The organism is Bifidobacterium sp. M0353 (assembly GCF_016100645.1).
In the GTDB taxonomy this organism is placed as follows: domain Bacteria; phylum Actinomycetota; class Actinomycetes; order Actinomycetales; family Bifidobacteriaceae; genus Bombiscardovia; species Bombiscardovia choladohabitans.
In genome coordinates, this window is sequence record NZ_JACFSB010000001.1 from 764,353 (window position 1) to 788,614 (window position 24,262).

Here is a 24,262-nt window from a genome sequence, read left to right on the forward strand (position 1 = left end):
AATTTTGCCGTTCCTATCCGGCACTTAGGGCTGTGTCGGATAGGTCAGGCGTTAGGCTTCCGGCAAGTCTATCTTGCCGACAAAGCTGTAATAAATCTCAATGTCCTGCCTGCGGGTGCCGTTCTCGTCATAGCTGCACTCATGCACGACGATTTTCTCAATCATTTCCCGCAAGAGGGTGGGGGTCAATTCTTCAAAAGCAAGGTGCTTTCTCACAATCCCCATGAATTTCTCGGCGTTGACGGTGGCGGCCTGCGACTTGGAAAGTTCCTCCTGCAAAGCGGCAGCCCGGTCTTTCAGTTCCCGCTGCTCCTGCTCATAGTCCGCCGACAGCTCCATGAAACGCTCGTCGCTGATTTTGCCGCTTACATTGTCCTCATACAGCCGCTTGATAATGCGGTTCACTTCGGCAATGCGTGTCTGGGCCTGTTCAAGCTGCTTCGTGGCTGCGGCGGTCTTTCTCTTGCCGCCGATTTCGTTCTGCTGGATGAGCAGCTTTACAAAGCGGCTCTCATGCCTGGCGGCGTATTCCGTCACTTGCCGGAGATTGGAAAGCACGCCCGCCGTCAAAAGGTCGGTGCGGATAAAGTGTGCCGTACAGTCACGGGTACGCTTCTTGTAGCTGCCGCAGATATAACAGTCCTGCTTGCGGTTCTATTCGTCTGTTCCTGGTTCAAAATAGTTTCTCCTCTCTGATACTGATTTTATCAATGATATTTCGCAATAGCCAGCAATGAACGCTTGCATTGCGCAAGACGTTACATTATCTTCTGAAACATATAGCGCACCTTGTCCAGGCGGCTGTTTGGACGGCGGGGCTGGATGACTGGCTTGCCGACAGCGGCCTGATACCCTTTCAGTTCTGTAAGGCATACGCTCTGCCCGTTGGTGTAAAAGGCCAGATCAGTACGGTATGCCTGTATACAGCGGGCGGGAATCTCGCCAGTAAAGACAACTTCATCCTTTTTTACCTGGACCGTTTCGATGGTGGCACAGTATTTCGGTGCATCATGATAAGCCCTGGAAAGATATTCCCGGGGCGCATAGAGGGTGAAGGAGAGATAAGGTTCCAGCAGTTGCGTCCCTGATTCCTTCAATGCCTGTTCCAATACAATCGGGGCCAATGAGCGGAAGTCCGCCGGCGTGCTGACCGGACTGTAATAAAGCCCGTATTCAAAGCAAATCTTACAGTCCGTTACGTTCCAGCCGAACAAGCCCTGCTCCAGCCCGTAACGGATACCATCCCTGACAGCGTTTTGAAAACTCTGGTTCAAGTATCCCAGCGAAACCCGGCTCTCGTATTGTACACCGGAGCCAAGCGGGAGTGGTGTAACAGACAGTCCGATGGATGCCCAAAACGGGTTGGGCGGCACCTCGATATGGATGGTGTGGCTGGCTGCTTTGAGCGGCCGCTCCATATAAATGACGGTGGGTTCCTTTACCACTGTTTCAAGCTTGTATTTTTCCGACAGCAAAGCGGAAACAACCTCCAACTGCACCCGGCCCAAAAAAGAAAGAATGATCTCATGGGTGATGGAATCCACCTCGCAGCGCAAAAGCGGGTCAGTATCCGCAAGTTGCGTAAGAGCGTCCAGCAGCCGTTCTCTTTGCGCTGCCGTTTTCGGCGCAATCGACGTCCGCAGCATGGGGAGGGGGTCCTCACGCCACCTTTTACGAGGGAGCCGGGTTGGGTCCCCTAATACATCGTTTAACCTCACGCTGTCGCTGGGAAGGATAACAATTTCACCCGGATAAGCGGTGTCTGTCCGAACAATTTCCCCTTTGGATGGAATACGCATCTCTGTGATTTTCAGCTTTTCTCTCCCGGCCAGGGCCACCGTATCCCGCAGGCGCAGCGTTCCGCTGTATAGCCGTAGATAGACACGCCGCTGGCCGCAATCTGTATACTCCACCTTGAAAACGCTGCCGCATAGGGCGGCGCTCCCCTGTTCCCCAATCGGTTGGAACAGCCCTGTCACCGCATCCATCAACGGTTGAATGCCAAGGCCCTTTTTGGCGCTGCCATAATAGACCGGGAACAGGGAGGCGTCTTGAACCCGCCGCTGTTCCTCCCGCACAAGTTTTTCCCGGCTGATTGGTTCTCCTGCGATATACTTTTCCAATAATTTATCGTTATTTTCGATGACCGCATCCCATGCTTCTATGTCGGTATTTTCCTCCAGGACTATTTCCGGGGACAGCGACACCGTCTGCTTGATGATAATATCGGCGGAGAGCTTATCCCGAACAGACTGAACCACGCTCTGCAAATCAACGCCAGCCTGGTCGATCTTGTTGATAAAGATAACGGTGGGAATGTTCATTTTCCGCAGGGCATGGAACAGAATACGGGTCTGGGCCTGCACGCCATCTTTAGCGGAGATCACCAAGATGGCCCCATCTAAAACAGCCAAAGAGCGGTACACCTCCGCCAAAAAATCCATGTGGCCGGGCGTATCCACAATGTTGACTTTACATCTGTGCCACTGGAAGGAAGTGACTGCCGCTTGAATGGTAATCCCACGCTGCCGCTCCAAAAACATGGTGTCCGTCCTCGTTGTCCCTTTTTCGACGCTCCCCGGTTCTGAAATGGCTCCGCTGGCATATAGCAGGCTCTCCGTCAAGGTCGTCTTTCCAGCGTCTACATGGGCAAGAATTCCAATATTGATTATTTTCATGTGATTGTCCTCCCTTTACTGCCCCGAAGGGCATAAAAATCCCCAGCAGTAAAATACTTTTACCACTGGGGATGATAATTTGCGGACATACACATATGCAGCATACACCTGTTTGTGAGTGCTGTTTTTGGGGATATGTCAAAATTGATAAGGCAAAAGTATTCTTAAATTGGGTACAAAAAACTAAGCCCCTACAAAATGGACTATCATAATCCTTTGTTCCCACTATTTGATTATAGTTTTATTTAAGAATACCTTGCCGCATATTTTTTACTCCTTTTCTGGACTTGAATTATTATATCACATCAGTTTTAGGAAAACAAGTATCTAAAAGAAATTTTTCTTCCCCTTATATGTAACAATCATACCGGCTTCCTAACGTTCAGAATGGTTTCTACTGTCTGCTGCGGTGTTTGGTTGGAATTGTCCAGCCAAAAGCCGATCCGTGGTGTTGTCTGCATTTTACTAAATACAAATTCAATGTATACAGAAAGAAATATATAAGGAGTGGGAGGGATTCCGCCGTAGTCGGCATTGTAGGAAAATCCAAAAGTTTAGATTTTCTCAAAATGCTTATCTTTTGGTCTTTGGTTCGGAATAGTGTAGTGCTGGCGGTCTATCTATTGTTTTCGGTTGCTTGCTTCTTTACCGTACATGAGCATTTAAGCACGGGTGATATTGTGCTTGATTTTTTCTCAGGCTCAGCATCGACCGCCCATGCCATGTTCCTGCAGGAGCTCGGAAAAGATGATCGCTATCAGTTTATCCTTGTCCAGCTTCCAGAGCCTTGTGACCCGAAACGCGACGCCTACAAGGACGGGTATGAGACTCTCTGCGACATAGGCGAAGGACGCATTCGCCGCGCAGGCGACAAAATCAAAACCGAGCTCGAGGAATCCAACCGTCAACTCAAGCTTGGCGAGGGACCCAAGCAGCTTCCCGACATCGGCTTCCGTGTGTTCGAGCTCGATGAGTCCGGCATTGAGAAGCCCGAGCCCGGTCAGCTCCTCTTCGACGTGGTCAAGCCCGATCGCTCCGATATGGATATCGTCTTCGAGATGATGCTCAAATGGGGCCTCGAGCTCACGCTGCCCGTCGAGAAGTCTGAAGCCGCGGGCTATCCCATCTGGTCCGTCGCTTGCGACGAGCTCGTCTGCTGCATGTCCCGAGGCCTCACCATTGAGGCGCTCGAGGCCATCGCCGACATGGAGCCCAGGCGCGTTCTCATCCTCGATTCCGTCCTCGACGACACCCTCAAGCTCAACGCCGTGCAGATCTTCAAGCACGCCGGCGAGCGCATGGGCTGTGAGATCGAATTGAGGACGGTCTAGCATGGCGGCGCTCGAGTTCAAGTTCTCATCCGACCAGCAGCACCAGCTGGAGGCCATCGAAGCAACCTGCGACCTGTTCCGCGGACAACAATTTATTGGCAGCGTATTCTCCGCCGATTCCGGCCGCAAAGGCCAGACGGCAATCGGCGAGCTCATGGTCGGCCACGGCAACGAGCTTCGCGTGGCGCCGGGCCAGCTCCTCGACAACCTGCACGCCGTGCAGGAGGAGGGCTGCCTCCCGGCAACCGACGTCCTCACCGATGGGCGCCTGCGAGACTTCACCGTCGAGATGGAGACCGGCACCGGCAAGACCTACGTCTACATCCGCTCCATCTACGAGCTAAACCGCCGCTACGGCATCACCAAGTTCGTTATCGTCGTGCCGAGCGTGGCCATCCGCGAGGGCGTCCTCAAGAGCCTCCAGACCACCCGCAGGCACTTCGAGACGCTCTACGACCGCACGCCGCTCGACTACTTCGTGTACGACTCGAAGGACATGGGGCCGGTGGGTAACTTCGCCACGTCGAGCTCCATCCAGGTCATGGTCATCAACATCGACGCGTTCAACAAGGGCCTCGAGAAGGATGGCACCGCGAAGGAGGGCAACCTCTTCCACCGTCCCAGCGAGAAGCTCACCGGCGGCTTCAGCCCTCGCGAGCTCGTGAGCGCCTGCAAGCCCGTCGTCATCATCGACGAGCCCCAGAGCGTCGACAACACCAAGCAGGCCAAGGCCGCCATCAAGAGCCTGAACCCGCTGTTCGTGCTGCGCTACTCGGCCACGCACAAGCAGGCCTACAACATGATCTACCGCCTCACGCCGGTCGACGCCTTCGAGCGCCACCTGGTGAAGGGCATCTGCGTGGACTCGATCAAGGCCGAGGCGAACCTCAACGGCGCGTACGTGAGGCTCGAGTCCGTCAAGTCCGACCCGTTCTCCGCCAAGGTGTCCATCGACGTGCGCCAGGCCGACGGCACGCAGAAGCGCAAGGCCGTCACGGTGAAGACCGGCAACGACCTCTACCAGAAGAGCGGCGAGAACAGCGACTACGAGAGCGGCTGGGTGGTCAACAACATCGGCGCCGCAGTGGGCGACGAGTTCATAGAGTTCCAGAACGGCGAGGTGCTCGAGCTCGGCGAGGCGCTGGGCGACGTCAACGAGGAGGTCGTCAAGCGCGCGCAGATCCGCCGCACCATCGAGGACCACCTGGCCCGCCAGTTCGAGCTGTGGCCGCGCGGCGTGAAGGTGCTCTCGCTCTTCTTCATCGACCGCGTCGACCGATACCGCGTCTACGAGCCCGAAGTCCACGGCGGCCTGTACGCCCTGATGTTTGAGGAGGAGTACGCAGGTGCCCTGAACTCGAAGGCGCCTCGTCGCATCGCAAAGGCGGCGGGGATCGGCAAGGGCACGTGGCTCGAGTGCTACGAAGCCGTCGGCGCCCCGCTGGTGCGCGACCCCCACGCCGTGCACCAGGGATACTTCGCCAAGGACAAGAAGGGCAAGTTCAAGGACTCCAAGGGAGCCGCCGGCACCGCCGACGACGCCGGGGCCTTCGAGCTCATCATGCAGAAGAAGGAGACGCTCATCTCCTTCCCGGACGGCAAGGACGCGGACAAGGACGTCTCTTTCGTCTTCAGCCACTCCGCGCTCAAGGAGGGCTGGGACAACCCCAACGTGTTCCAGATCTGCACGCTCGTCGAGACAAAGGACAACCTGACCAAGCGCCAGAAGATCGGCCGCGGTCTGCGCCTGTGCGTGAACCAGGATGGCGAGCGCCTGTACGACCCAGAGGCGAACGTGCTCACCGTCATCGCGAACGAGAGCTACGACGACTTCGCCAACGGCCTGCAGAAGGAGCTTGAGGCTGAGGACTTCAAGTTCGGCGTCATCACTCCGGAGAGCTTCACGAAGGTCACGGTCAAGGGCGATGATGGCGTCGAGGAGCGCCTGGGCTACGAGAAGTCCAAGCAGGTCTACGACCACCTCGTCGCGACCGGCATGGTCGACGACAAGGGCGCGGTGACGCCCGAGCTGAAGGCGGCCGCCGAGGAGGGCAAGGTCGAGCTCCCCGCCGAGCTCGAGCCTGCCAAGGAGCAGGTCGAGGCGATCATCATCCACAAGTCCCAGAGGGTCCAGATCCGTGACAAGGCCAAGGAGGTCTCGGTCGAGCTGCAGAAGGACGTCACGCTCGACCCTGCGTTCCAGGCCCTGTGGGACCGCATCCGCCAGCGCACGCGCTTCCAGGTCGAGGTCGACTCCGGCAAGCTCATCGAACATGCCATCGAAGCTGTCGACGGCATGCTCGCCGTGCGCCCGCCCCAGGTGACGAGCGAGCGTGCCTCGCTGGGCATCGACGACGCGGGCGTGAGCGCCGAGGGCACGGGCACCTCCGTGGTGTCCGTTTCGGGAAAGGTGAAATACGACCTTCCCGACCCGATCGCAGAGCTGCAGGACGCCGTCGGGCTCACCCGCGGCACCATCAAGGCGATCCTCGAGGGCTGCAGCCGCCTCGACGAGTTCGAGATCGACCCCGCGACCTTCCTCGCGCAGGTCGGCGACAAGATCAACCGCGTGAAGAACGACCTCATCGCCCAGGGCATCAAGTACGTGCGCCTTCCCGAGGACGAGTGGTACACCATGCGCGACCTCGAGCTTGACGACTACACGGCCTACCTTGGGCAGAACGCGTGGAAGCCGGACATGACGAGCAAGAGCCTGTACAACTACGTGGTCTACGACTCGGCGGGGGTCGAGCGCTCCTTTGCCGAGGCTCTAGACAAGCAGGAGGAGGTTCTCGTGTTCGCGAAATTGCCCTCGGCGTTCAAGATCGACACGCCGCTCGGCAGTTACAACCCCGACTGGGCGTACGTCGAGGAGGCCGACGGCGAGCGCCGCGTGTACTTCGTGACCGAGACCAAGGGCGGCAAGAACGGCGAGCCCGCCCTGCGCGACGCGGAGAAGATCAAGATCGGCTGCGCCAAGAAGCACTTCGAGGCGCTGGACCTCGGAAACGACTTCCATTACAACGTGCGCACGACCTACCAATACGAGGCGGTGAAGGCTTAGGATGTCGAAGCTGCCCGGAAAGATGACGCGAAAGCAGCACTGGGTGCCGCGGTTCTACCTGCGCCATTTCGCGGATTCCTCCGGGCAGCTTCATGCCTACAGCAGACAGAAGGGCTCCTTCTTCCGCACGAATTGCGAGAACCTTTGCAGCATGCGCGATCTTTATGAGGTCGAGCATGCCGATGCGACAGGCGATGCGACAGACAGATTCTATGCGCAGAACCTCATCGAGGTTAAGCTATCTGAGCTCGAGAGCCGCATCGCGCCGCTTTACGATCGCTTTTTGGAACGCCAGAAAGAAGACCAGTGCGAAGACGAAGGGTATTCTGATGGGAAAGCCGCCGTTTGCGAGCTGGCAGCAAATATCATCGTCCGGCACCCTATCAGTATGCGCGTCGACAAGAAATGGTCACGCGAGACTGCCGAAGAGCTGCTCAGAAACGTTCATCTGACACCCTATGAGCTCGGCTTGCTCGATTGGTCGGATTGGCGCGGGGATTCCCAAGCGGTGGTCGAGCTTGCCGCCGCCGCAACCATGCTCTTCTCCAACGATGATATTGTGCCAGTTAACCGTATTCGAAAGGCTTTTTTTGAGAAGAGCTTCTCCATCCTTAGGGCACCCGTCGGCTCAGGGTTCGTTACGACGTCGATGCCTATGTTCATCATCGGGCCCGAGGACGACTCGTACGATTTTCATCTCGCGTATATGCCGTTGAGCAGTGAGTATGCTGCGGTCTTTTCAGATGACCCTCTATTTCCGCCGTTTGCGAGACTCGGTTTTTCGGGCGTCGAGTTCATGAACCGACTTCTTCTGCTTAACTGCGAGCATTGGGATGTCGCCATATCGAGGGGAAGCGGCCCGCTCGAGCACGCGGTACGCGATTGAAGTCAAGCGAACAGTGCCGAATTCATGCACGAGATGTTCACGCGCGACGGCAGGGAGCTATCCCTCGACACAGTGATCTACGACCGCTCGAAGAAGAAGGGGCAGACGATGATCGATACCATCGACCGTGGCTGCCTCGAGGGCGGCTGCCTTGATGACGAGGACCTGCGCATCATCTTCGAGCACCTTCTGGGGAGAAGACGGCAAGGACCGGGAACATTAAAGGGTCAAGCAGCGTATTGATAAAATTGACCCCGCCAGCAATAACCGCAAAGGATAGATAGGGCTTTAAGGACGGATGCAGGAAAAGCAACGATAAGCGGCGTGTTCAACGGATCGCGCCTGCTCGAAATACCTTTTTACCAAAGGGCGTACGTCTGGGGAGAAGAGCAATGGGAGCGTTTCCTCGGCGACATGGAGTTCGTCACGGCCTCGAAGCGGCCCTATTTCCTGGGCTCCATCATCCTGAAGCAGGCCTCCTCCGGCAACACCTGGTCCGAGGTCTCCGAGGTTCGCACCGTCATCGACGGCCAGCAGCGACTCACGACCATGGTCATCTTCTTCAAGGCACTCTGTGCAAAAAACGGCACCAACAATTTGTTTGAGCGAGATTTCGTCCTGGAGACCGGCGATGTCGCCTTGCGGCACGGCAAGTACGACCGGCAGGATTTCGAAAAGGTCGTCAGCGCCACGGGCTGCGAACCCCTCGAGGGCTCCTCGGCCATCGTCCTTGCCTACAACTACTTCCTCAAGAATATCGACCCGGAGAAGGTCGACAGGAACACGATCAAGTCGAACGTCCAGTTCGTCTGCATCGATCTTACCGAGGGCGAGGACGAGCAGCAGATATTCGACACCATCAACTCGCTCGGGGTGCGCCTGACGACGGCGGAGCTCCTTAAGAACTACTTCTTCAACCGCGAGAACGAGCAGGCGTTCAAGGAGTGCTGGGAAGACGTCTTCGAGCCCACGGCTGAGAAGAGGGAGTATTGGGAGCAGGAGATCGTTACCGGGCGCATCAAGCGCACGCTCGTCGACCTCTTCTTCGACGCGTTCCTCCAGATTCTGGTCCAGGACAAGAGGCGTGGCGTCACGACCGAGGACAAGCTCTTCTATTCGCGTACTTCGAACCTCTTCCAGTCCTACAAGGATTTCATCGGCAGGTACTGCAACGGCGACAAGGTCGAGATTCTCGACAACATGAAGGCGTATGCCGAGGCGTTCGAGTCCACGTTCGACCCTGGCTACTGCGACGCGGACATCCCCTCCGCTTCCGGCGTCGAGCGCCTGAACGTGCTGATATTCGGCCTCAAGAACTCGACGCTCATCCCGTACGTGCTCTACGTTCGAAAGAACGCGGAGTCTTCGAGCGAGGAATCTAAGATCTACGCCCTGCTTGAGAGCTACATCGTCCGCCGAATGCTGGTTCAGGCGACCACGAAGAACTACAACAGGCTGTTCACCTCGCTGATCTTGAACGAGGTGAAGGACGCGGAGGCGCTGAGGAAGGCTCTCGAAGCCAATGACGAGGCGACGACGTACATGCCCGGCGACGCCGAGGTTCGAGCGGCATTCGAGGAATCGTGTCTGTACAACCTCCAGTCCAAGGGCGTCCTCTATCTGCTGGAAAGCGCCATTCGTCCGGGCATGAGCAGCACGGCCCTGCTCGGGTTCAACCAGTACACCCTCGAGCACATGATGCCCAAGAAGTGGCGCAACAAATGGGGAGCCCTCGACGATGAGGCTGCCACGCGAAGGGACCGGAAGCTCCTCACGCTCGGCAACCTCGCCATCATCACGCATTCGCTCAACGCCTCCATCCGCGATGCCGATTGGCCCACCAAGAAGCAGGGAAAGGGATACAAGGACGGCCTTGCCCTCTGCGCCGCCGGCCTTGCGACCATGGCCGGCGCCCTAGAGAAGGAGTCTTGGAACGAGGGCGATATCGCCGATCGCGCCGAATGGCTTGCGGACAAGGCGTTGGAGGTCTGGCGCTAGGCCCTACCTGCGTCCCATCTCGAAGATGCTTGCGGTGTCGGAACCCGCATCGATGACGGATGGAACCGGCTCTTCCAAAAACGTAGTTCGTGGCGATGTCTCTTCCGTCGGCGCGTCAAGAGGCTCGCCGAGCGCTAGGAAGAACCTCATCACGTGCTCAATTCTCTGTTGCAGGGACTCGCTCAGCTCGCCGTAGGAGGCCGCCAGCCGCACCTCCTTGGCCAATTCCGCCATCGAGTCCCTCAGTGCCTTCTGCACGCTCACGGAGGGCCTCACCTCGACCTGGGTATCGGTGAGCTTGGCGATGATGTAGTCCTGCCTGTTCATGCCGCTCCAGGCTGCCATCTCGCATATGAGCTTGCGCTCCTCGGGCGTGCAGCGGAACGCCATCGTCTTGCTGCGCTTGCGGGCGCTGTTCTCGCACGGCATCCTTCTTACCCCCTCGCCCCGTCGAGCGCGGCGGCCATCTCGTCCTGCTTCGTGGGGAACAGGTGCGCGTAGCGGTAGGTGATGTCCACCGCCTCGTGGCCCATGCGCTCGGCGATGGCCAGCGCGGAGAAGCCCATCTCTATCAGCAGGCTCACATGGCTGTGGCGTATGTCGTGTATGCGGATGCGCTTCACGCCCGACGCCTTGCACCCGCGCTCCATCTCGTGGGCCAGGAAGTGCTTGGTCACGGCGAACAGGCGCTCGTCGGGGGCGACGTCGTCGCGCATCTCGATGAAGTCCGCCATCTCGTCGCGCAGGAAGGCGGGCATGACGATCGTGCGCACGGACTTGGGCGTCTTGGGGTCGGTCACGGTGTCAACGCCGTTGAGGCTCTGGTACTACTTGTTGATGCGCAGCCGCGAGCTCTCCAGCATGAAGTCGGACGGCGTGAGCGCCAGGAGCTCGCCGCAGCGTATGCCCGTCCAGTAAAGCAGCTCGAAGGCGTGGAATGAGAGAGGCTTGTCCATGACGGCCTCGCTGAACCTCAGGTACTCGTCCTTGGTCCAGAACTGCATCTCGCCGCCCTTCTTCGAGCCTATCTTGTCGACCCTGCGCACCGGGTTGTCGCTGAGGCCGTAGTAGCGCTCGGCGTGGTTGAAGATGGCGTTGAGCTGGTTGTTCACTGTGCGCAGGTACGTCGGTGCCCAGGGCTTCCCGTCGGCGTCCCGGTGCTCGGTGAGCTCGTTTTGCCACCTGATGACGTCGATCGGCCTCACGTCGCACATGCGCATGTCCCCGAAGAACGGCACGAGCTTGTCGTTGATGATGTACTCCTTGGTGATCCACGTGTGCTCGCGTATGCGCGGCTTCACCTCGGAGGCGTACACCTCGACGAACTCGGAGAACGTCATGTCCATGGCCCCGCCGTTAAGGCTCTTGAACTGGCTCTCCCACACTGCGGCCTCCACCTCGGAGGAGAAGCCGCGCTTCGTCTTGTGGCGCTTCGAGCCGCGGGCGTCGCGGTAGTAGCACTGCACGTAGAACGTGCCGTTGCCGTCGTCCTTGTACACGGGCATGTCAGTCCACCTCCGGGAAGTACAGGGCGTCGAAGACGTCGCTTCGAACGCGCCCGCGGATGACCACGCGCCCGCGCGCCTCCTGCTCGGCGTTTATCTTCCTGATCACCTCGTAGGCGCTGCCTTTCTTGATCCTCAGCAGCTCCGCGACCTCGTCGGCGTCCAGCATGTGCGGCCTCGGCGTCTTCGCCACCTTCTCGTCCATGGCTCCTCCAATCAATGGCGTACGGATACGTACGTTTCACAGATTCAGAGTAAACGTACATATCTGTACTGTCAATAGAATTGCGTACATTTGCGTACGCTGATAAGATGTGCTGGTACGTAATTCCAGGAGGAGGGCTCATGTCCGTAGGCGAGAACATAAGGCGGTACCGCAAGTCGCGCGGCATGACGCAGGCGCAGCTCGCCGAGGCGGTCGGCCTGACCGAGGGGGCCGTGCGCCACTACGAGAGCGGCATCCGCGCCGTGAAGCCCGAGCTGCTCGAGTCCATCTCCGCGGCGCTCGGCGTGTCCGTCAACGCCCTCAAGGATTACGGCGTCGAGACTGCGGGCGACCTCATGTCGCTGCTCGTGCGGCTCGAGGACTCCTTCGGCATCGTGCCCGCAGCCGACGGCACGGGCCTCTCCCTGAACCCCAAGGCGCCGCACGCGCCCAAAGCCGCGATGGCGATCGAACTGTGGGCAGAGAAGCGCGCGCAGCTCGAAAACGGCAAGATCGACGCCGACGAATACGAGGACTGGAAAGCCTCGCTGTAGCGGCTCTCCGCATTTCGCGATCAACGCAACCGAATCAGGACGGTGGACCAGGCGGCGAGCGCCGCTCGGGCCTGCGTAAGCTGAGTTTTTACTCCCCATTGCATGCCAAGGCATTTCCGGCGCACCTGGGGAGTAAATGACGCGGTGGCTTACACGGCGGCACGCGGCAGTACGCCGCGGCATTTCCCCTGGTTACTCCCGTTTTCATTGAGGCGGCGAGATTCTTTACTCCCCATTAACCACCTGGGAAAACGCTGTGAGAAGACCGCCGAAAAGCCTATTGAGTTCGATTTGAGTTTCACAGGCCCCGAAACGGCCCCGTTTGGCTCTCGGAGACAAAAATCGCGCGTCTACTCACTTGGGATGAATCCTTACTCCCGTTCCTCCGAATGCCGCACCGTGCCTTGCCGTCTTGAAACACGGGGGAGTAAATTGCGAAATCGCAGGTGAAAGGGAGTAAAACGACAAAGAAAAAGCCTCCGTCCCAACGCGGGAACGGAGGCTCGGTTATCGTATTTACTCACCAACATCGCTGGCGGCTTTGCCATGACTCTCGTACGAAACGAAACTCAGCGGCACAGTGCGGCACTCAAAAATGCAGGTCAAAACCCTATCAGCCTACTCCCACTCGATGGTTGCCGGAGGCTTGGAGGTGCAGTCCAGGACCACGCGGTTGATGCCCGGGCACTCGTTGGTAATGCGCGTGGAGATGGTGGCCAGCACGTCGTAGGGCAGACGGGTCCAGTCGGCAGTCATGGCATCCTCGGAAGAGACCGGACGCAGCACGATCGGCGAACCATAGGTACGCTCGTCGCCCTGCACACCTACTGAATGCACATTGGCCAGCAACACCACCGGGCACTGCCAGATCTGCCGATCCAGCCCAGCCTTGGACAGCTCTTCACGGGCAATCGCATCGGCCTCACGCAAGGTCTCCAAGCGTTCCTGGGTGATCTCGCCGATGATGCGGATGCCCAGACCGGGGCCCGGGAAAGGCTGACGCCAGACGATCTGGTCAGGCAGGCCCAGTTCGGTGCCGATGGCCCGGACCTCATCCTTGAAGAGGGTGCGCAGGGGCTCGATCAGCTTGAACTTGACATCCTTGGGCAGACCGCCCACGTTGTGGTGGGATTTGATATTGGCCGCTCCGTCTCCGCCGCCGGACTCGACTACGTCCGGATAGAGCGTGCCCTGCACCAGGAACTTGACTTCCTTGCCGGTCTTGCCGGCCTCCTCGATCACCTGCCGCTGGGCCTTTTCAAAGGTGCGGATGAACTTCTCCCCGATGATCTTGCGCTTGCGCTCGGGCTCGGAAACGCCCTTGAGGGCGGTCAGGAAGTCCTGCGAGGCATCCACAGCGATCAGCTTGATGCCAGTGGCTGCCACAAAATCATGCTTGACCTGCTCGGCCTCCCCCTTACGCAGCAGACCATGATCCACGAAGACGCAGGTTAGCTGGTCGCCGACGGCCCGGTGGACCAGAGCGGCCGCCACGGCTGAATCGACGCCGCCCGACAGGCCGCAGATGACCTGGTCGTCACCCACCGTGCGACGGATCTTCTCCACCTGCTGCTCGATGATACCCGAGGCGTTCCAATCCGACGGCAGTCCGGCGCACTGATGCAGGAAGCAATCGATCAGGTCCTGCCCCAGAGGGGTGTTGGTGACCTCGGGATGCCACTGGACCCCGTACAGCCCCCGGGAAGGATCCTGCATGGCCGCCACCGGAGCACCCTCGGTATGCGCCAAAACCTCAAAGCCTTCGGGCGCACGGTTGACGGCGACGCCATGGCTCATCCATACATCCTGCCGCGCCGGCGAATCCTGCAGTATTCCCTTGGCGCTGTCGATGAAGGCCTCGGTCTTGCCGTACTCCCCCAGGGCCGCCTTGTCCACCTCGCCGCCCAACTCATGGGCCATGACCTGGAAGCCGTAGCAGATGCCCAGCACAGGCACACCCAACTCGAAAATCCTCTTGTCGATGGTAGGCGCCCCGTCCACGTAGACGGAGGCCGGGCCGCCTGAAAGGATGACCGCCTTGGGATCCTTGGCCAGCATCTGATCCAGACTCATCGAATGAGGCACCAGCTCGGAGTAGACCCCCGCCTCCCTGACTCGACGAGCGATTAGCTGGGCGTACTGCGCACCGAAATCGACCACCAGGACGGGACCCTGTGCCATAAAACTCCTTATATATATGCTGTATCTGCCGTGGATGCCCGAGAGCGACGAATCAACGCACGCGGACAAGTCCAGTATGGTTCCAGTTTTCGACAATGCTACCGTGATTGAGCCCTCACCGGCACCCCCGGCGGAAATTCCTGTCTGCAAGCAGACAATTCCCTCGCATTTTCTCACAAGAGCGAACACACACTGCAAGAAAACGTTCAGAAAAGTCTGCTCGTTCACGTACCATGTAGGCATTGGGTACGAACCCGACGGATGCCTGAAATGACACCGTACGAGCCCGTAACCGAAGTAAATAAACAATCGCACTATAGTGCAGGAGTACACATGACGAATCCTGTTATCGGCACCCCTTGGGCGAAGCTGGAGACCCCAATCGCCGAGGAGACCCTCGAGGCCGTCGACAAGTATTGGCGGGCGGCCAACTATCTTTCCATCGGACAGATTTATCTTCGCAGCAACCCCCTGATGAAGGAGCCCTTCACTCGGGAGGATGTCAAGCATCGTCTGGTCGGCCACTGGGGCACCACCCCCGGCCTGAACTTCCTGCTGGGCCATATCAACCGTCTGATCGCCGACCATCAGCAGAACACCGTTATCATCATGGGCCCCGGCCACGGCGGACCCGCCGGCACCTCGCAGTCCTACCTGGACGGCACTTACAGCGAGTACTACCCCAAGATCACCAACGATGAGGCTGGCCTGCAGAAGTTCTTCCGCCAGTTCTCCTACCCGGGCGGTATCCCCTCCCACTTCGCCCCTGAGACCCCCGGATCCATTCACGAGGGCGGCGAGCTGGGCTATGCTCTCTCCCACGCCTACGGCGCCATCATGAACAACCCCAGCCTCTTCGTGCCCTGCATCGTGGGTGACGGTGAGGCCGAGACCGGCCCTCTGGCCACCGGCTGGCAGTCCAACAAGCTGGTCAACCCCCGCACCGACGGCATCGTCCTGCCCATCCTGCACCTGAACGGCTACAAGATCGCCAACCCGACCATCCTCTCGCGCATCTCCGACGAGGAGCTGCATGAGTACTTCCATGGCATGGGTTATGAGCCCTTCGAGTTCGTTGCAGGGTTCGACGACGAGGACCACCTGTCCATCCACCGTCGCTTCGCCGACATGCTGGAGACCGTCTTCGACAAGATCTGCGACATCAAGGCCCGGGCCGAAACCGACGACATGACCCGGCCCTTCTACCCCATGATCATCTTCCGCACACCCAAGGGATGGACCTGCCCCAAGTTCATCGACGGCAAGAAGACCGAGGGATCATGGCGCGCCCACCAGGTGCCGCTGACCTCCGCCCGCGACACCGAGGCCCACTTCCAGATCCTCAAGAACTGGCTGGCCTCCTACAAGCCCGAGGAGCTCTTCGACGAGAAGGGCACCCTGCGCCCCGAGGTCACCAGCTTCATGCCCAAGGGCGACCTGCGCATCGGCGAGAACCCCAACGCCAACGGCGGGCGGCTGCTCAAGCCGCTGGAGCTGCCCGACATCCACGACTACGAGATTGACATCAAGAAGCACGGCCACGGCTGGGGCGCCACCGAGGCCACCCGCGTCCTGGGCTACTACACCCGCGACGTGCTGGCCAAGAACCCCACCGACTTCCGCATCTTCGGACCTGACGAGACGGCCTCCAACCGTCTGGCCGCCGCCTATGAGGTGACCAACAAGCAGTGGGATGCCGACTACCTGTCGGAGCTGACCGACGAGCATATGGCCCACACCGGCCAGGTCATCGAGCAGCTCTCCGAGCACCAGATGGAAGGCTTCCTGGAAGGTTACCTGCTGACCGGACGCCACGGCATCTGGAGCTCCTATGAGTCCTTCGTGCACGTCATCGACTCCATGATCAACCAGCACGCCAAGTGGCTGGAGGCCACCGTCCGCGAAATCCCGTGGCGCAAGCCCATCGCCGGACTGAACCTCCTGGTCACCTCGCACGTCTGGCGTCAGGACCACAACGGATTCTCCCACCAGGATCCCGGCTTCGTCGACATCCTGCTGAACAAGAACTTCAACAACGATCACGTGGTCAACATCTACTTCCCCGCCGACGCCAACATGCTGCTGAACGTGGGCGAGCGTTGCTACAAGTCGACCAACTGCATCAACGCCATCTTCGCCGGCAAGCAGCCCGCCGCCACCTACCAGAGCGTGGACGAGGCCGCCGCCGAGCTGGAGAAGGGGGCCGCCCGCTGGGATTGGGCCTCCAACGCCAAGAATGCCGAGGATGCTGATGTCGTCATCGCCACCGCAGGCGACATCCCCACCCAGGAGGCCCTGGCCGCCGACGACATGCTGCAGAAGCTGGGCGTGAAGGTCCAGTTCGTCAACGTGGTCGACCTGTTGAAGATCCAAGACACCGAGGAGAACGATCAGGCCCTGTCCGACGAGGAGTTCACCGAGCTCTTCAGCAAGGACAAGCCGGTCCTGTTCGCCTTCCACGCCTACCCCGGCTCCATCTACCGCCTGATTCACGGACGTCCCAACCACGACAACTTCTCCGTGCACGGATACGAGGAGCAGGGCTCCACCACCACGCCGTTCGACATGGTGCGCGTCAACGACATGGATCGCTGGTGCCTGGCCGCCTCCGCCCTGAAGCTGGTGGACGCCGGCAAGTACGCCGACCAGATCGACAAGTGGACCAAGTTCCGCGACGAGGCCTTCCAGTTCGCCGTGGACAAGGGCTACGACCACCCCGATTACACCGATTGGGTCTGGCCCGATGCCAACCGCGCCGGCCAGGAGACCATCTCCGCCACCGCCGCGACCGCCGGAGACAACGAGTGATACGCTGATCCGACCCTGGAACCGCCCGTCATGCGCAGCCCGCATGGCGGGCGGTTTCTGTATACTGGACAAGGTTGTGCACAAAGCAGTCATCAAGGCAACCACGTCCGGACAGGAGAAGACACAGTGAGTCTTGCAAGCATCACCATCATCAGCCCAGAAGCCGCCAACGGTCGCAATGTCGTGGCCTACGGCCTGACCAAGGCCTTGAGCGCCAAGGCCAAAACGGCGGTATTCAGACCAATCGCCTGCAGGAAGCACCCGTTGACCCCGGAACTGGTTGCAGCCAGCTCATTCCCTGACACGGACCCTGAAATCTGCCGTGGCAAATGTCCTGGGCACGCCACTGAGGACCCCATGCAGACCCGGGCCGATGTCCTCAACGCCTATGACGGGCTGATGGAAGCCACCCATCCCGAGCGCGTCCTGATCGTGGGCAGCGATGCCTCGAAACTCTTCGACCCCGGCCTGTTTGCTCTGAATGCACAGATCGCCGCCGACCTGAGGTCCCCGGTCATGCTGGCCGTCTGCACCATCGGCAGAGAACCCGGCCAGGTCATGAAGACCGTGGCCGCCTGCCGCAGGACCATCGAGGCCCAAGGAGCCGTGCTTGCCGGAGTCTTCATTACCGGATGCCAGCCAGAGCAGAAGGCACCTCTTACCCAGGCCTTCCAGGAGTACGACCTGCCGACCTGGACCGTCTCCAAGATGGACTTCGACACGGATCCGTCCGCCGATCAGGCCCGCCAGACCACCAGCCAGACATTCCAGCAGGAGGTGGACGTCGACCAGGTGCTGAAGGCCGCCGACGCCGCCAGCCCCAAGGCCACCACACCTGTAGCATTCCAGAACGATCTGCTGGCCAAGGCCAAGGCCAACAGGAAGACCATTGTCCTGCCCGAAGGCGGAGAGGACCGCATCATCAAGGCGGCCGACTACCTGCTGGCCCGCAACATTGTCGACCTGATCATTGTGGGCGACAAGGATTCCATTCTGGCGCGCGGCAAGGAGCTTGGCCTCAACAACCTGGACAAGGCCTCCTTCCAGCCCATGGACGACGAGCAGGTGCTGGCCCCCATGGTCGATCGCCTCTGCCAGCTGCGTGTCAAGAAGGGCATGACCCCGGAGCAGGCGCGCAAGCAGCTGGCCGATCCCTCCTACTTCGGCACCATGCTGGTAGTGCTGGGCAAGGCCGACGGCCTGGTGTCCGGCTCCATCAATTCCACCGCCAATACGGTCCGCCCAGCCCTGCAGGTAATCAAGACCAAGCCGGGCGCATCTCTGGTATCCGGAGCCTTCCTCATGTGCTTCCCCGACCATGTGGCGGTCTTCGCGGATTGTGCCATCAACCTCAACCCATCGTCCGAGCAGCTGGCCGACATCGCCATCCAGTCGGCCCAAACCGCTCGCTCCTTCGGCGTGGACCCGCGCGTGGGCATGCTCTCCTACTCCACCCTGGGATCAGGCAAGGGCCCGGATGTCGACCTAGTTGAAGAGGCCACCCGCCTGGCCAAGGAGAAAGCGCCGGAACTGCCCATCGTGGGCCCCATCCAGTTCGACGCGGCCTGGTCCCCCACTGTTGCGGCCACCAAGGCCAAGGGTGATCCGGTCGCCGGGAAGGTCAATGTCTTCGTCTTCCCCAGCCTGAGCGCCGGCAACATCGGCTACAAGGCCGTACAGCGCACCTCGGGCGCCCTGGCCGTCGGACCGGTCCTGCAGGGTCTGAACAAGCCCGTCAACGACCTCTCCCGCGGTGCCTTGGTTGCCGACATCATCAACACCGTGGCTCTGACCGCCGTCGAAGCCCAGGACTGATCGCCGTCCATCTAATGTCCCTATAAACCTCAGGGGTTGTTGCTGATTCATATCTCCGACACAGATTCAGCAGCAGCCCCAAAACCATGTCGGCCTGGCAATATACCGCGCCTTGTAAGGGCCGACGAGTAATCTTGAGGACTGATTGAGGAGCGCAGGCTCTATACAAGCACATCAGGAGGATGCCCCAATGGCGAAAACCGTCCTAGTCATCAATTCGGGTTCAAGCTCGATCAAATACCAGCTGGTCGATCTGGAGACCAGCCAGAGCCTGGCCTCGGGTCTGGTCGAGAAGATCGGCGAGCCCACCGATGGCCATTACAAGCACGAGGTCAACGGCGAGAAACATGAGCTTGAGGAACCCATACACGACCATGAGACCGGACTCAAGCGCGTCCTGGGCTTCTTCAAGGAGTATGGCCCTGATCTGGACAAGGCGGGCATCATCGCCGTGGGCCACCGTGTCGTCCAGGGTGGAGCCATCTTCCCCAAGCCTGCCCTCCTGACCCAGAAGACCCTGAGCCAGGTCAAGGATCTGGCCGTGCTGGCCCCCCTGCACAACGGACCCGAGGCCGAGGGCGCCGAGGTCATGAGCCGGCTGATGCCGCAGACCCCGCAGGTCTTCGTGTTCGATTCTTCCTTCTTCTTTGAACTGCCCAAGAAAGCCTCCACCTACGCCCTCAACAAGGACATCGCCAAGCAGTACCATATCCGTCGCTACGGCGCCCACGGCACCAGCCACCAGTATGTGGGCCAGCTGGTTCCCGGTCTGCTGGGCAAGCCTGCAGAGGGCCTGCGGCAGATCGTCCTGCACATCGGCAATGGGGCTTCCGCTTCTGCTCAGGTCTCCGGGCATCCCGTCGAGACCTCCATGGGACTGACCCCCCTGGAGGGCCTGGTTATGGGCGGCCGCACCGGCGACATCGACCCGGCCGTTGTCTTCCACCTGATCCGCAACGCCCACATGAGCGTGGATGAGCTGGACACCCTATTCAACAAGCGCTCCGGCATGACTGGGCTGACCGGCCACGGCGATATGCGCGAGGTCCACAAGCTGATCGCCGAGGGCGATGAGGATGCCAAGCTGGCACTGGACATCTACATCCACCGCATCGTCGGCTACATCGGCAACTACACGGCCCAGATGGGCGGCCTGGATGCCATTACCTTTACGGCAGGCGTGGGCGAGAACGACGAAATCGTGCGTCGCCGGGTGATCGAGCAGCTGGAGCCTTTCGGCGTGAAGCTGGACCAGGAGAAGAACGACCAGCGCTCCAAGGAGGCCCGGATCATCTCCACCCCCGACAGCACGGTAGCCGTCTGCGTCATCCCCACCAACGAGGAACTCTCCATCGCCCGTCAGGCCGAGGTCGTCGCCAGCCAGGGCGATGCCTACGGCAACAAGTTCCAAGCCTGACCGCTGACCGGGCCTGCCCCCTCAACCCAACTGATGGTCGAATGAGGGATGATTGAGATAAGGGTTCGGTCCTGAGAACTTGGTCCTAAGAACCAAGAAGGCTGGTGATCACATGCATTGCTGTGGTCACCAGCCTTCTTCTATAAGTCATATGCTTCAATCGCCCAAGGCCGCCAGGGCTTCCTTGTGCAGAAGACCGTTGCTGGCAAGGCCATTGCCACCCCAGGGACCCGGGTTGCCTGCCAAGTCAGTGAAGCTGCCCCCTGCCTCGGTCACGATGGGAACCAGCGCACCCATGTCATAGAGGTCAAGCTCCGGCTCTGCCGCCAGGTCGATAGCCCCCTGAGCCAAGAGCATGTATTGCCAGAAGTCGCCGAAACCACGCAGGCGCCAGATCCGATCGGTCAAGTTAAGAAGCCGCTCCCGACGTCCTATGGCCTTCCACCCAGTCAGCGACGATATGGACATGGATGCGTCTTCCATCCGGTTCACATTTGATACGTGGATGGCCTTGGGGGCTTCGCCCTGACGCGCCATGTAGGCTCCCTGACCCCGTGCAGCGTACCAGCGGGTGCCCAGCATGGGGGCCGATACCGTGCCGACCACCATCTGATGGTCTACCTCCAAGCCAATCAGAGTCGCCCAGACGGGGACTCCGCGCACATAGTTCTTGGTCCCGTCAATCGGATCGACGATCCACCGTCTGCCGTTGGACTCCTGCTTTCCCAGCTCTTCGGCATAGATGGTATCGTTGGGCCTTGCTCGGGCCAAAACACGACGAATCACTGCCTCCGCCTCTTTGTCAGCCTGGGTGACCGGGGTATTGTCCGCCTTGCGTTCCACCTTAAGATCTGGCGACTTGAAGTAACCCACGGTGACCTGATCGGCCTGATCGGCCATGGCGATGGCCAGATCCAGATCCTCCTGCCAGGTCTGCCTTTCATCCTCGATGCTCATAACACGGCTCCTTTCGCTTGAATCGCTCTGGTTCAGCCTTGAACCTCGCCTGCCAGCATTCGCTTCCACATACCCGGGAAGTCAGGCATGGTCTTGGCCGTGGTACCGATGTTGCGCACCCGGATGCCGGGTATCCTGAGCCCGATCATGGCGGCGAAAGTAGCCATGCGATGGTCGGCATAGGTCTCCATGACGGCCCCGTGCATACGCTGAGTCGGCACAGGCTCAATGGCCAGGCCATCATCCAGTTCGCGGGCTCGACCTCCTATTCTGGCGATTTCGGTGGCCAGCGCCTTCAGTCGGTTGGTCTCATGACCACGCAGGTGGCCAATGCCGTGCAGGCGACTGGGCCCGTCCGCAAAAACCAGGATGGCTGCAATAGAGGGCACAATCTCCCCCGCGGGAGACAGATCGAAGTCGCCAAGTCCATGGATGGCTTCCCCGCTGGTCACCCTACAGGTGGCGCCACCCTGACCGTCGGGAACCATGTCTACCTTCGCGCCCATAGTCTTCAGATACCCGGGCAGCAAGCCACCTGGCTGTGTTGTCCGATCTGGCCAGTTGGGCACGCTGACTTGTCCGCCACCTATCAGGGCCGCTCCCAGGAAGGGGGCCGCATTCGACAGGTCGGGCTCCACCCGGACCCGATCGGGCAGCTGCGTCCCAGCAGATCCCTTGCCTTCAACACTCCACCAGCAACGGTCAGGATTGGCCTGAACCTGGACTCCGGCCTGACGCAGATCCTCAACAGTCATGGCGATGTGCGGAAGACTGGGAAGATGCTGGCCGGAGTGGACGATGGTCGTCGAGCCATCAGCCCTGGCCGCCAGCAGCAGGAGGCCGGAAATGAACTGCGAGGATGCCGAGGAGTCTATAGTCACCTCTCCGCCCACCAGGCGGTCCGGCGGTGTGAGCACAAAGGGCAGGAAACCTTCCTGGCCCAGGTAATCTATCTTGGCTCCCAACTGGGTCAGGCCGTCCAACAGGGGCCTCATAGGTCGCCGATAGGCCTGCTGGTCCCCGTCGAAGTGTGTGGGACCATCAGCCAGCATGGCCAGACCCGGCACGAAACGCATAACGGTTCCAGCCAGTCCGCATTCTACCCGGGCGCCGCCACGGAAACGTCCGCCTGCCGGTGGAGCAACTGCCACTTCTGTGGGACTGTTCGGGTCAACCCGACAGCTCACGCCAAGGGCCTCCAGAGCCTGAATCATCAGGTCCGTATCACGCGACCTGAGCAGACCAGTCAGCCTGACGGGTCGACTTCCCAAGGCCGCCAGAATCAGATACCTGTTCGAGAGGGACTTGCTCCCTGGTATAGTCACCGTTGCATCCAAGGGGCCACCCGCCTGCGGCGCCGCCCATGTCTCTTCCACTGTCATGGTCACCATGGTAACCGCAGGCGCAGAGCTGTTCCCACTCCCTGTTCACCCGCCAAGGGTCCAGCGGGGACCTGGCCCTGTGCTATATTGATACATTGTGCTCATACGTTGATACTTATGAGCGCCGGGCTATAGCGCAGCTTGGTAGCGCGCCTGCTTTGGGTGCAGGATGTCGCCGGTTCAAATCCGGCTAGCCCGACTTTTGCTTTCGTCCCATTTCGGGAGTCGGATCCTTGACATTCATGCCCAGCAATCCTGTAAGGAGAATCGTAAGAGCCAGAAGGCCCGTCAGACTCGCATAAATCGACATGGTGATGGCGATGCCGACCAGATTTCCCAGCGTTAGAAAAATCATCTGCCCCAGAGGCGCCCCTATCATCATGACAGTCTGTACCACTCCCATAGTTGCAGCCAGGTGGTCCTCGCCCACTGTGCTGATGAGCATGGTCATGAACCGGGGGTTGATCTTGCCCAAAAGATAGTTCATGACCAGGAGCGGGAGGAACAGCAGGGCAGGAATGTGCAGCCATACCAGGTTGATCCCTACCATGGCGGCTGCGGCCATGACTCCGGTCAGCAAATGGGCCATGGGCAGCCGCCTGAGCGGATCTGCGGCAAGGAGTGCGCCAAGGATAAGTCCCAGCGAGGAGATGCCGTTGATTACGGCTATGGTTGTGCCGTAGCTTCCCCACCAGACCTCGGGCATGGAAATCAGCCCCAGATTGAGCAGGGGCTGCAGAGCCGTCCCCAGAAGGTTGACCAGACAGCCGAAGTCCACCATCAGGACCAGGAATGTAGAGCTGCGGAACTCCCCCAAGGCCATACGGAGGCTGGAGGACAGGCCCACATGCTTGCCCACAGGTGAACCATTGCCCGTGACCTCCGCCCTGGCGAATGCCTTATAGCCAATGGCCACCAAAATTCCCGCCAGCAGAAAGGTGGCAGCATTGATCAGCGCGAATACAGCGAATCTGTTGCCCAGGATAGCGATCAACACCGCACCTCCGCCTGCACTGATGACAGCCGCGACATTGGATGCAGCGGAGGTGATTGAGGTCGCCTGATGGAGCTGGCCTGGCTGGACCAGGTGTTTGAGGACCGGCATCCACAGACTTCCTGCATATCCCTCCAACATGGAAGATGTCATGTCCATGGCTACCAGCAGCAGAAAGACGGGCAAACTCTTGGACCTGCCGATTGTCATGGCCATAGCCAGGTAAATACACACCTGAATCAGCTTGATCACAACTTGCATCCGCGTCTTGTGCGCGGTGCTGTCGGCCAGGTATCCGGTCAGGATGGCCGTCAGAGCTGGAGCCACCCAGGCAATTGAGGCTACGGAGACGGCCAGTCCGGCAAAGGGCATGGTCTGGGCATAGACAATGAAGACGATGTTGAAGAGCTCGCCTCCGACCGTATTCAACAGACTGGCCAGAACCATGGTCACGAAAGGCTTGTTCTTCAGAAGTTCCTGCATGGTC

General features: G+C 59.8%; 16 protein-coding genes, 1 tRNA gene and 2 pseudogenes. 10 read left to right on the top strand and 9 right to left on the bottom strand.

Going from position 1 to position 24,262, the window contains the following annotated elements; translation table 11 throughout:
- Nucleotides 1–51: 51 nt before the first annotated feature.
- Both H3V04_RS10115 and tet(W) read right to left on the bottom strand, forming a co-directional pair.
- Nucleotides 52–651: pseudogene (locus H3V04_RS10115) on the bottom strand (DUF4368 domain-containing protein); the annotation flags it as partial.
- 107 nt (nucleotides 652–758) lie between these two features.
- A complete protein-coding gene (tet(W), locus tag H3V04_RS03070) occupies nucleotides 759–2,678 on the bottom strand; it encodes a tetracycline resistance ribosomal protection protein Tet(W) (protein WP_000691721.1) in 1,920 nt (639 codons plus the stop codon).
- A 605-nt stretch (nucleotides 2,679–3,283) separates the two neighbouring features.
- Between tet(W) and H3V04_RS03075 the strand changes: the two genes are divergently transcribed.
- The 5 genes from H3V04_RS03075 (at nucleotide 3,284) to H3V04_RS10525 (ending at nucleotide 9,957) form a co-directional block, all read left to right on the top strand.
- Nucleotides 3,284–4,009, top strand: a complete 726-nt coding sequence (locus H3V04_RS03075; protein WP_197702167.1) for a hypothetical protein — start codon at nucleotides 3,284–3,286, stop codon at nucleotides 4,007–4,009.
- Between the two features lies 1 nt (nucleotide 4,010).
- Complete coding sequence (locus H3V04_RS03080) at nucleotides 4,011–7,073, top strand: type III restriction-modification system endonuclease (RefSeq protein WP_033499421.1); 3,063 nt, start codon at nucleotides 4,011–4,013, stop codon at nucleotides 7,071–7,073.
- 1 nt (nucleotide 7,074) lies between these two features.
- Complete coding sequence (locus H3V04_RS03085; protein WP_022349656.1) at nucleotides 7,075–7,959, top strand: DUF4238 domain-containing protein; 885 nt, start codon at nucleotides 7,075–7,077, stop codon at nucleotides 7,957–7,959.
- Between the two features lie 24 nt (nucleotides 7,960–7,983).
- Entirely contained in the window at nucleotides 7,984–8,202 is a 219-nt protein-coding gene (locus H3V04_RS03090) for a hypothetical protein (protein WP_022349657.1), read from the top strand.
- An 81-nt stretch (nucleotides 8,203–8,283) separates the two neighbouring features.
- Nucleotides 8,284–9,957 carry a DUF262 domain-containing protein gene (locus H3V04_RS10525; RefSeq protein WP_197702166.1) on the top strand — a complete coding sequence of 558 codons (1,674 nt, stop codon included), beginning with the start codon at nucleotides 8,284–8,286 and terminating at the stop codon, nucleotides 9,955–9,957.
- A 3-nt stretch (nucleotides 9,958–9,960) separates the two neighbouring features.
- On the opposite strand, the gene H3V04_RS03100 is transcribed toward H3V04_RS10525, so the two are convergent.
- The 3 genes and pseudogenes from H3V04_RS03100 to H3V04_RS03110 form a co-directional block, all read right to left on the bottom strand.
- Nucleotides 9,961–10,386, bottom strand: coding sequence for a hypothetical protein (locus H3V04_RS03100; protein WP_022349659.1), 426 nt, complete (start codon nucleotides 10,384–10,386; stop codon nucleotides 9,961–9,963).
- 5 nt (nucleotides 10,387–10,391) lie between these two features.
- Nucleotides 10,392–11,462: pseudogene (locus tag H3V04_RS10445) on the bottom strand (tyrosine-type recombinase/integrase).
- Between the two features lies 1 nt (nucleotide 11,463).
- Nucleotides 11,464–11,667: a hypothetical protein gene (locus tag H3V04_RS03110; protein ID WP_006681531.1), complete on the bottom strand. Its 204-nt coding sequence runs from the start codon at nucleotides 11,665–11,667 to the stop codon at nucleotides 11,464–11,466.
- Between the two features lie 140 nt (nucleotides 11,668–11,807).
- Here H3V04_RS03110 and H3V04_RS03115 point away from each other — a divergent pair, with 140 nt between their 5' ends.
- A complete protein-coding gene (locus tag H3V04_RS03115) occupies nucleotides 11,808–12,221 on the top strand; it encodes a helix-turn-helix domain-containing protein (RefSeq protein WP_022349661.1) in 414 nt (137 codons plus the stop codon).
- A 618-nt stretch (nucleotides 12,222–12,839) separates the two neighbouring features.
- Here the strand turns inward: H3V04_RS03115 and guaA are convergent.
- Nucleotides 12,840–14,402, bottom strand: coding sequence for a glutamine-hydrolyzing GMP synthase (guaA, locus tag H3V04_RS03120; protein WP_198187156.1), 1,563 nt, complete (start codon nucleotides 14,400–14,402; stop codon nucleotides 12,840–12,842).
- 333 nt (nucleotides 14,403–14,735) lie between these two features.
- On the opposite strand from guaA, the gene H3V04_RS03125 reads away from it, so the two are divergent.
- From H3V04_RS03125 to H3V04_RS03135, 3 genes are all read left to right on the top strand, one after another.
- Nucleotides 14,736–17,210 carry a phosphoketolase gene (locus H3V04_RS03125; RefSeq protein WP_198187157.1) on the top strand — a complete coding sequence of 825 codons (2,475 nt, stop codon included), beginning with the start codon at nucleotides 14,736–14,738 and terminating at the stop codon, nucleotides 17,208–17,210.
- A gap of 126 nt (nucleotides 17,211–17,336) precedes the next feature.
- Entirely contained in the window at nucleotides 17,337–19,025 is a 1,689-nt protein-coding gene (gene pta / locus H3V04_RS03130; protein WP_373564651.1) for a phosphate acetyltransferase, read from the top strand.
- A gap of 190 nt (nucleotides 19,026–19,215) precedes the next feature.
- Complete coding sequence (locus H3V04_RS03135; RefSeq protein WP_198177705.1) at nucleotides 19,216–20,442, top strand: acetate/propionate family kinase; 1,227 nt, start codon at nucleotides 19,216–19,218, stop codon at nucleotides 20,440–20,442.
- Nucleotides 20,443–20,598: 156 nt separating this feature from the next.
- Here the strand turns inward: H3V04_RS03135 and hisN are convergent, their stop codons facing one another.
- Nucleotides 20,599–21,399: a histidinol-phosphatase gene (gene hisN, locus H3V04_RS03140; RefSeq protein ID WP_198187159.1), complete on the bottom strand. Its 801-nt coding sequence runs from the start codon at nucleotides 21,397–21,399 to the stop codon at nucleotides 20,599–20,601.
- Between the two features lie 32 nt (nucleotides 21,400–21,431).
- Nucleotides 21,432–22,787 carry a 3-phosphoshikimate 1-carboxyvinyltransferase gene (gene aroA, locus H3V04_RS03145; RefSeq protein WP_373564681.1) on the bottom strand — a complete coding sequence of 452 codons (1,356 nt, stop codon included), beginning with the start codon at nucleotides 22,785–22,787 and terminating at the stop codon, nucleotides 21,432–21,434.
- A gap of 119 nt (nucleotides 22,788–22,906) precedes the next feature.
- Between aroA and H3V04_RS03150 the strand changes: the two genes are divergently transcribed.
- Nucleotides 22,907–22,980, top strand: a tRNA-Pro gene (locus H3V04_RS03150).
- On the opposite strand, the gene H3V04_RS03155 is transcribed toward H3V04_RS03150, so the two are convergent.
- Nucleotides 22,972–24,258 (bottom strand): MFS transporter, encoded by a 1,287-nt coding sequence (locus H3V04_RS03155; RefSeq protein WP_198187161.1) that lies wholly within the window; start codon nucleotides 24,256–24,258, stop codon nucleotides 22,972–22,974. The genes H3V04_RS03150 and H3V04_RS03155 overlap by 9 nt on opposite strands.
- Between the last annotated feature and the right edge of the window lie 4 nt (nucleotides 24,259–24,262).

Excerpts from the sequence above, each read along its gene's own strand:
- H3V04_RS03080 (WP_033499421.1), top strand. The coding sequence starts at position 4,011 with ATGGCGGCGCTCGAGTTCAAGTTCTCATCCGACCAGCAGCACCAGCTG.
- H3V04_RS03085 (WP_022349656.1), top strand. The coding sequence starts at position 7,075 with ATGTCGAAGCTGCCCGGAAAGATGACGCGAAAGCAGCACTGGGTGCCG.
- H3V04_RS03090 (WP_022349657.1), top strand. The coding sequence starts at position 7,984 with ATGCACGAGATGTTCACGCGCGACGGCAGGGAGCTATCCCTCGACACA.
- H3V04_RS03100 (WP_022349659.1), bottom strand. The coding sequence starts at position 10,386 with ATGCCGTGCGAGAACAGCGCCCGCAAGCGCAGCAAGACGATGGCGTTC.
- H3V04_RS03110 (WP_006681531.1), bottom strand. The coding sequence starts at position 11,667 with ATGGACGAGAAGGTGGCGAAGACGCCGAGGCCGCACATGCTGGACGCC.
- H3V04_RS03115 (WP_022349661.1), top strand. The coding sequence starts at position 11,808 with ATGTCCGTAGGCGAGAACATAAGGCGGTACCGCAAGTCGCGCGGCATG.
- guaA (WP_198187156.1), bottom strand. The coding sequence starts at position 14,402 with ATGGCACAGGGTCCCGTCCTGGTGGTCGATTTCGGTGCGCAGTACGCC.
- H3V04_RS03125 (WP_198187157.1), top strand. The coding sequence starts at position 14,736 with ATGACGAATCCTGTTATCGGCACCCCTTGGGCGAAGCTGGAGACCCCA.
- H3V04_RS03135 (WP_198177705.1), top strand. The coding sequence starts at position 19,216 with ATGGCGAAAACCGTCCTAGTCATCAATTCGGGTTCAAGCTCGATCAAA.
- hisN (WP_198187159.1), bottom strand. The coding sequence starts at position 21,399 with ATGAGCATCGAGGATGAAAGGCAGACCTGGCAGGAGGATCTGGATCTG.
- H3V04_RS03155 (WP_198187161.1), bottom strand. The coding sequence starts at position 24,258 with ATGCAGGAACTTCTGAAGAACAAGCCTTTCGTGACCATGGTTCTGGCC.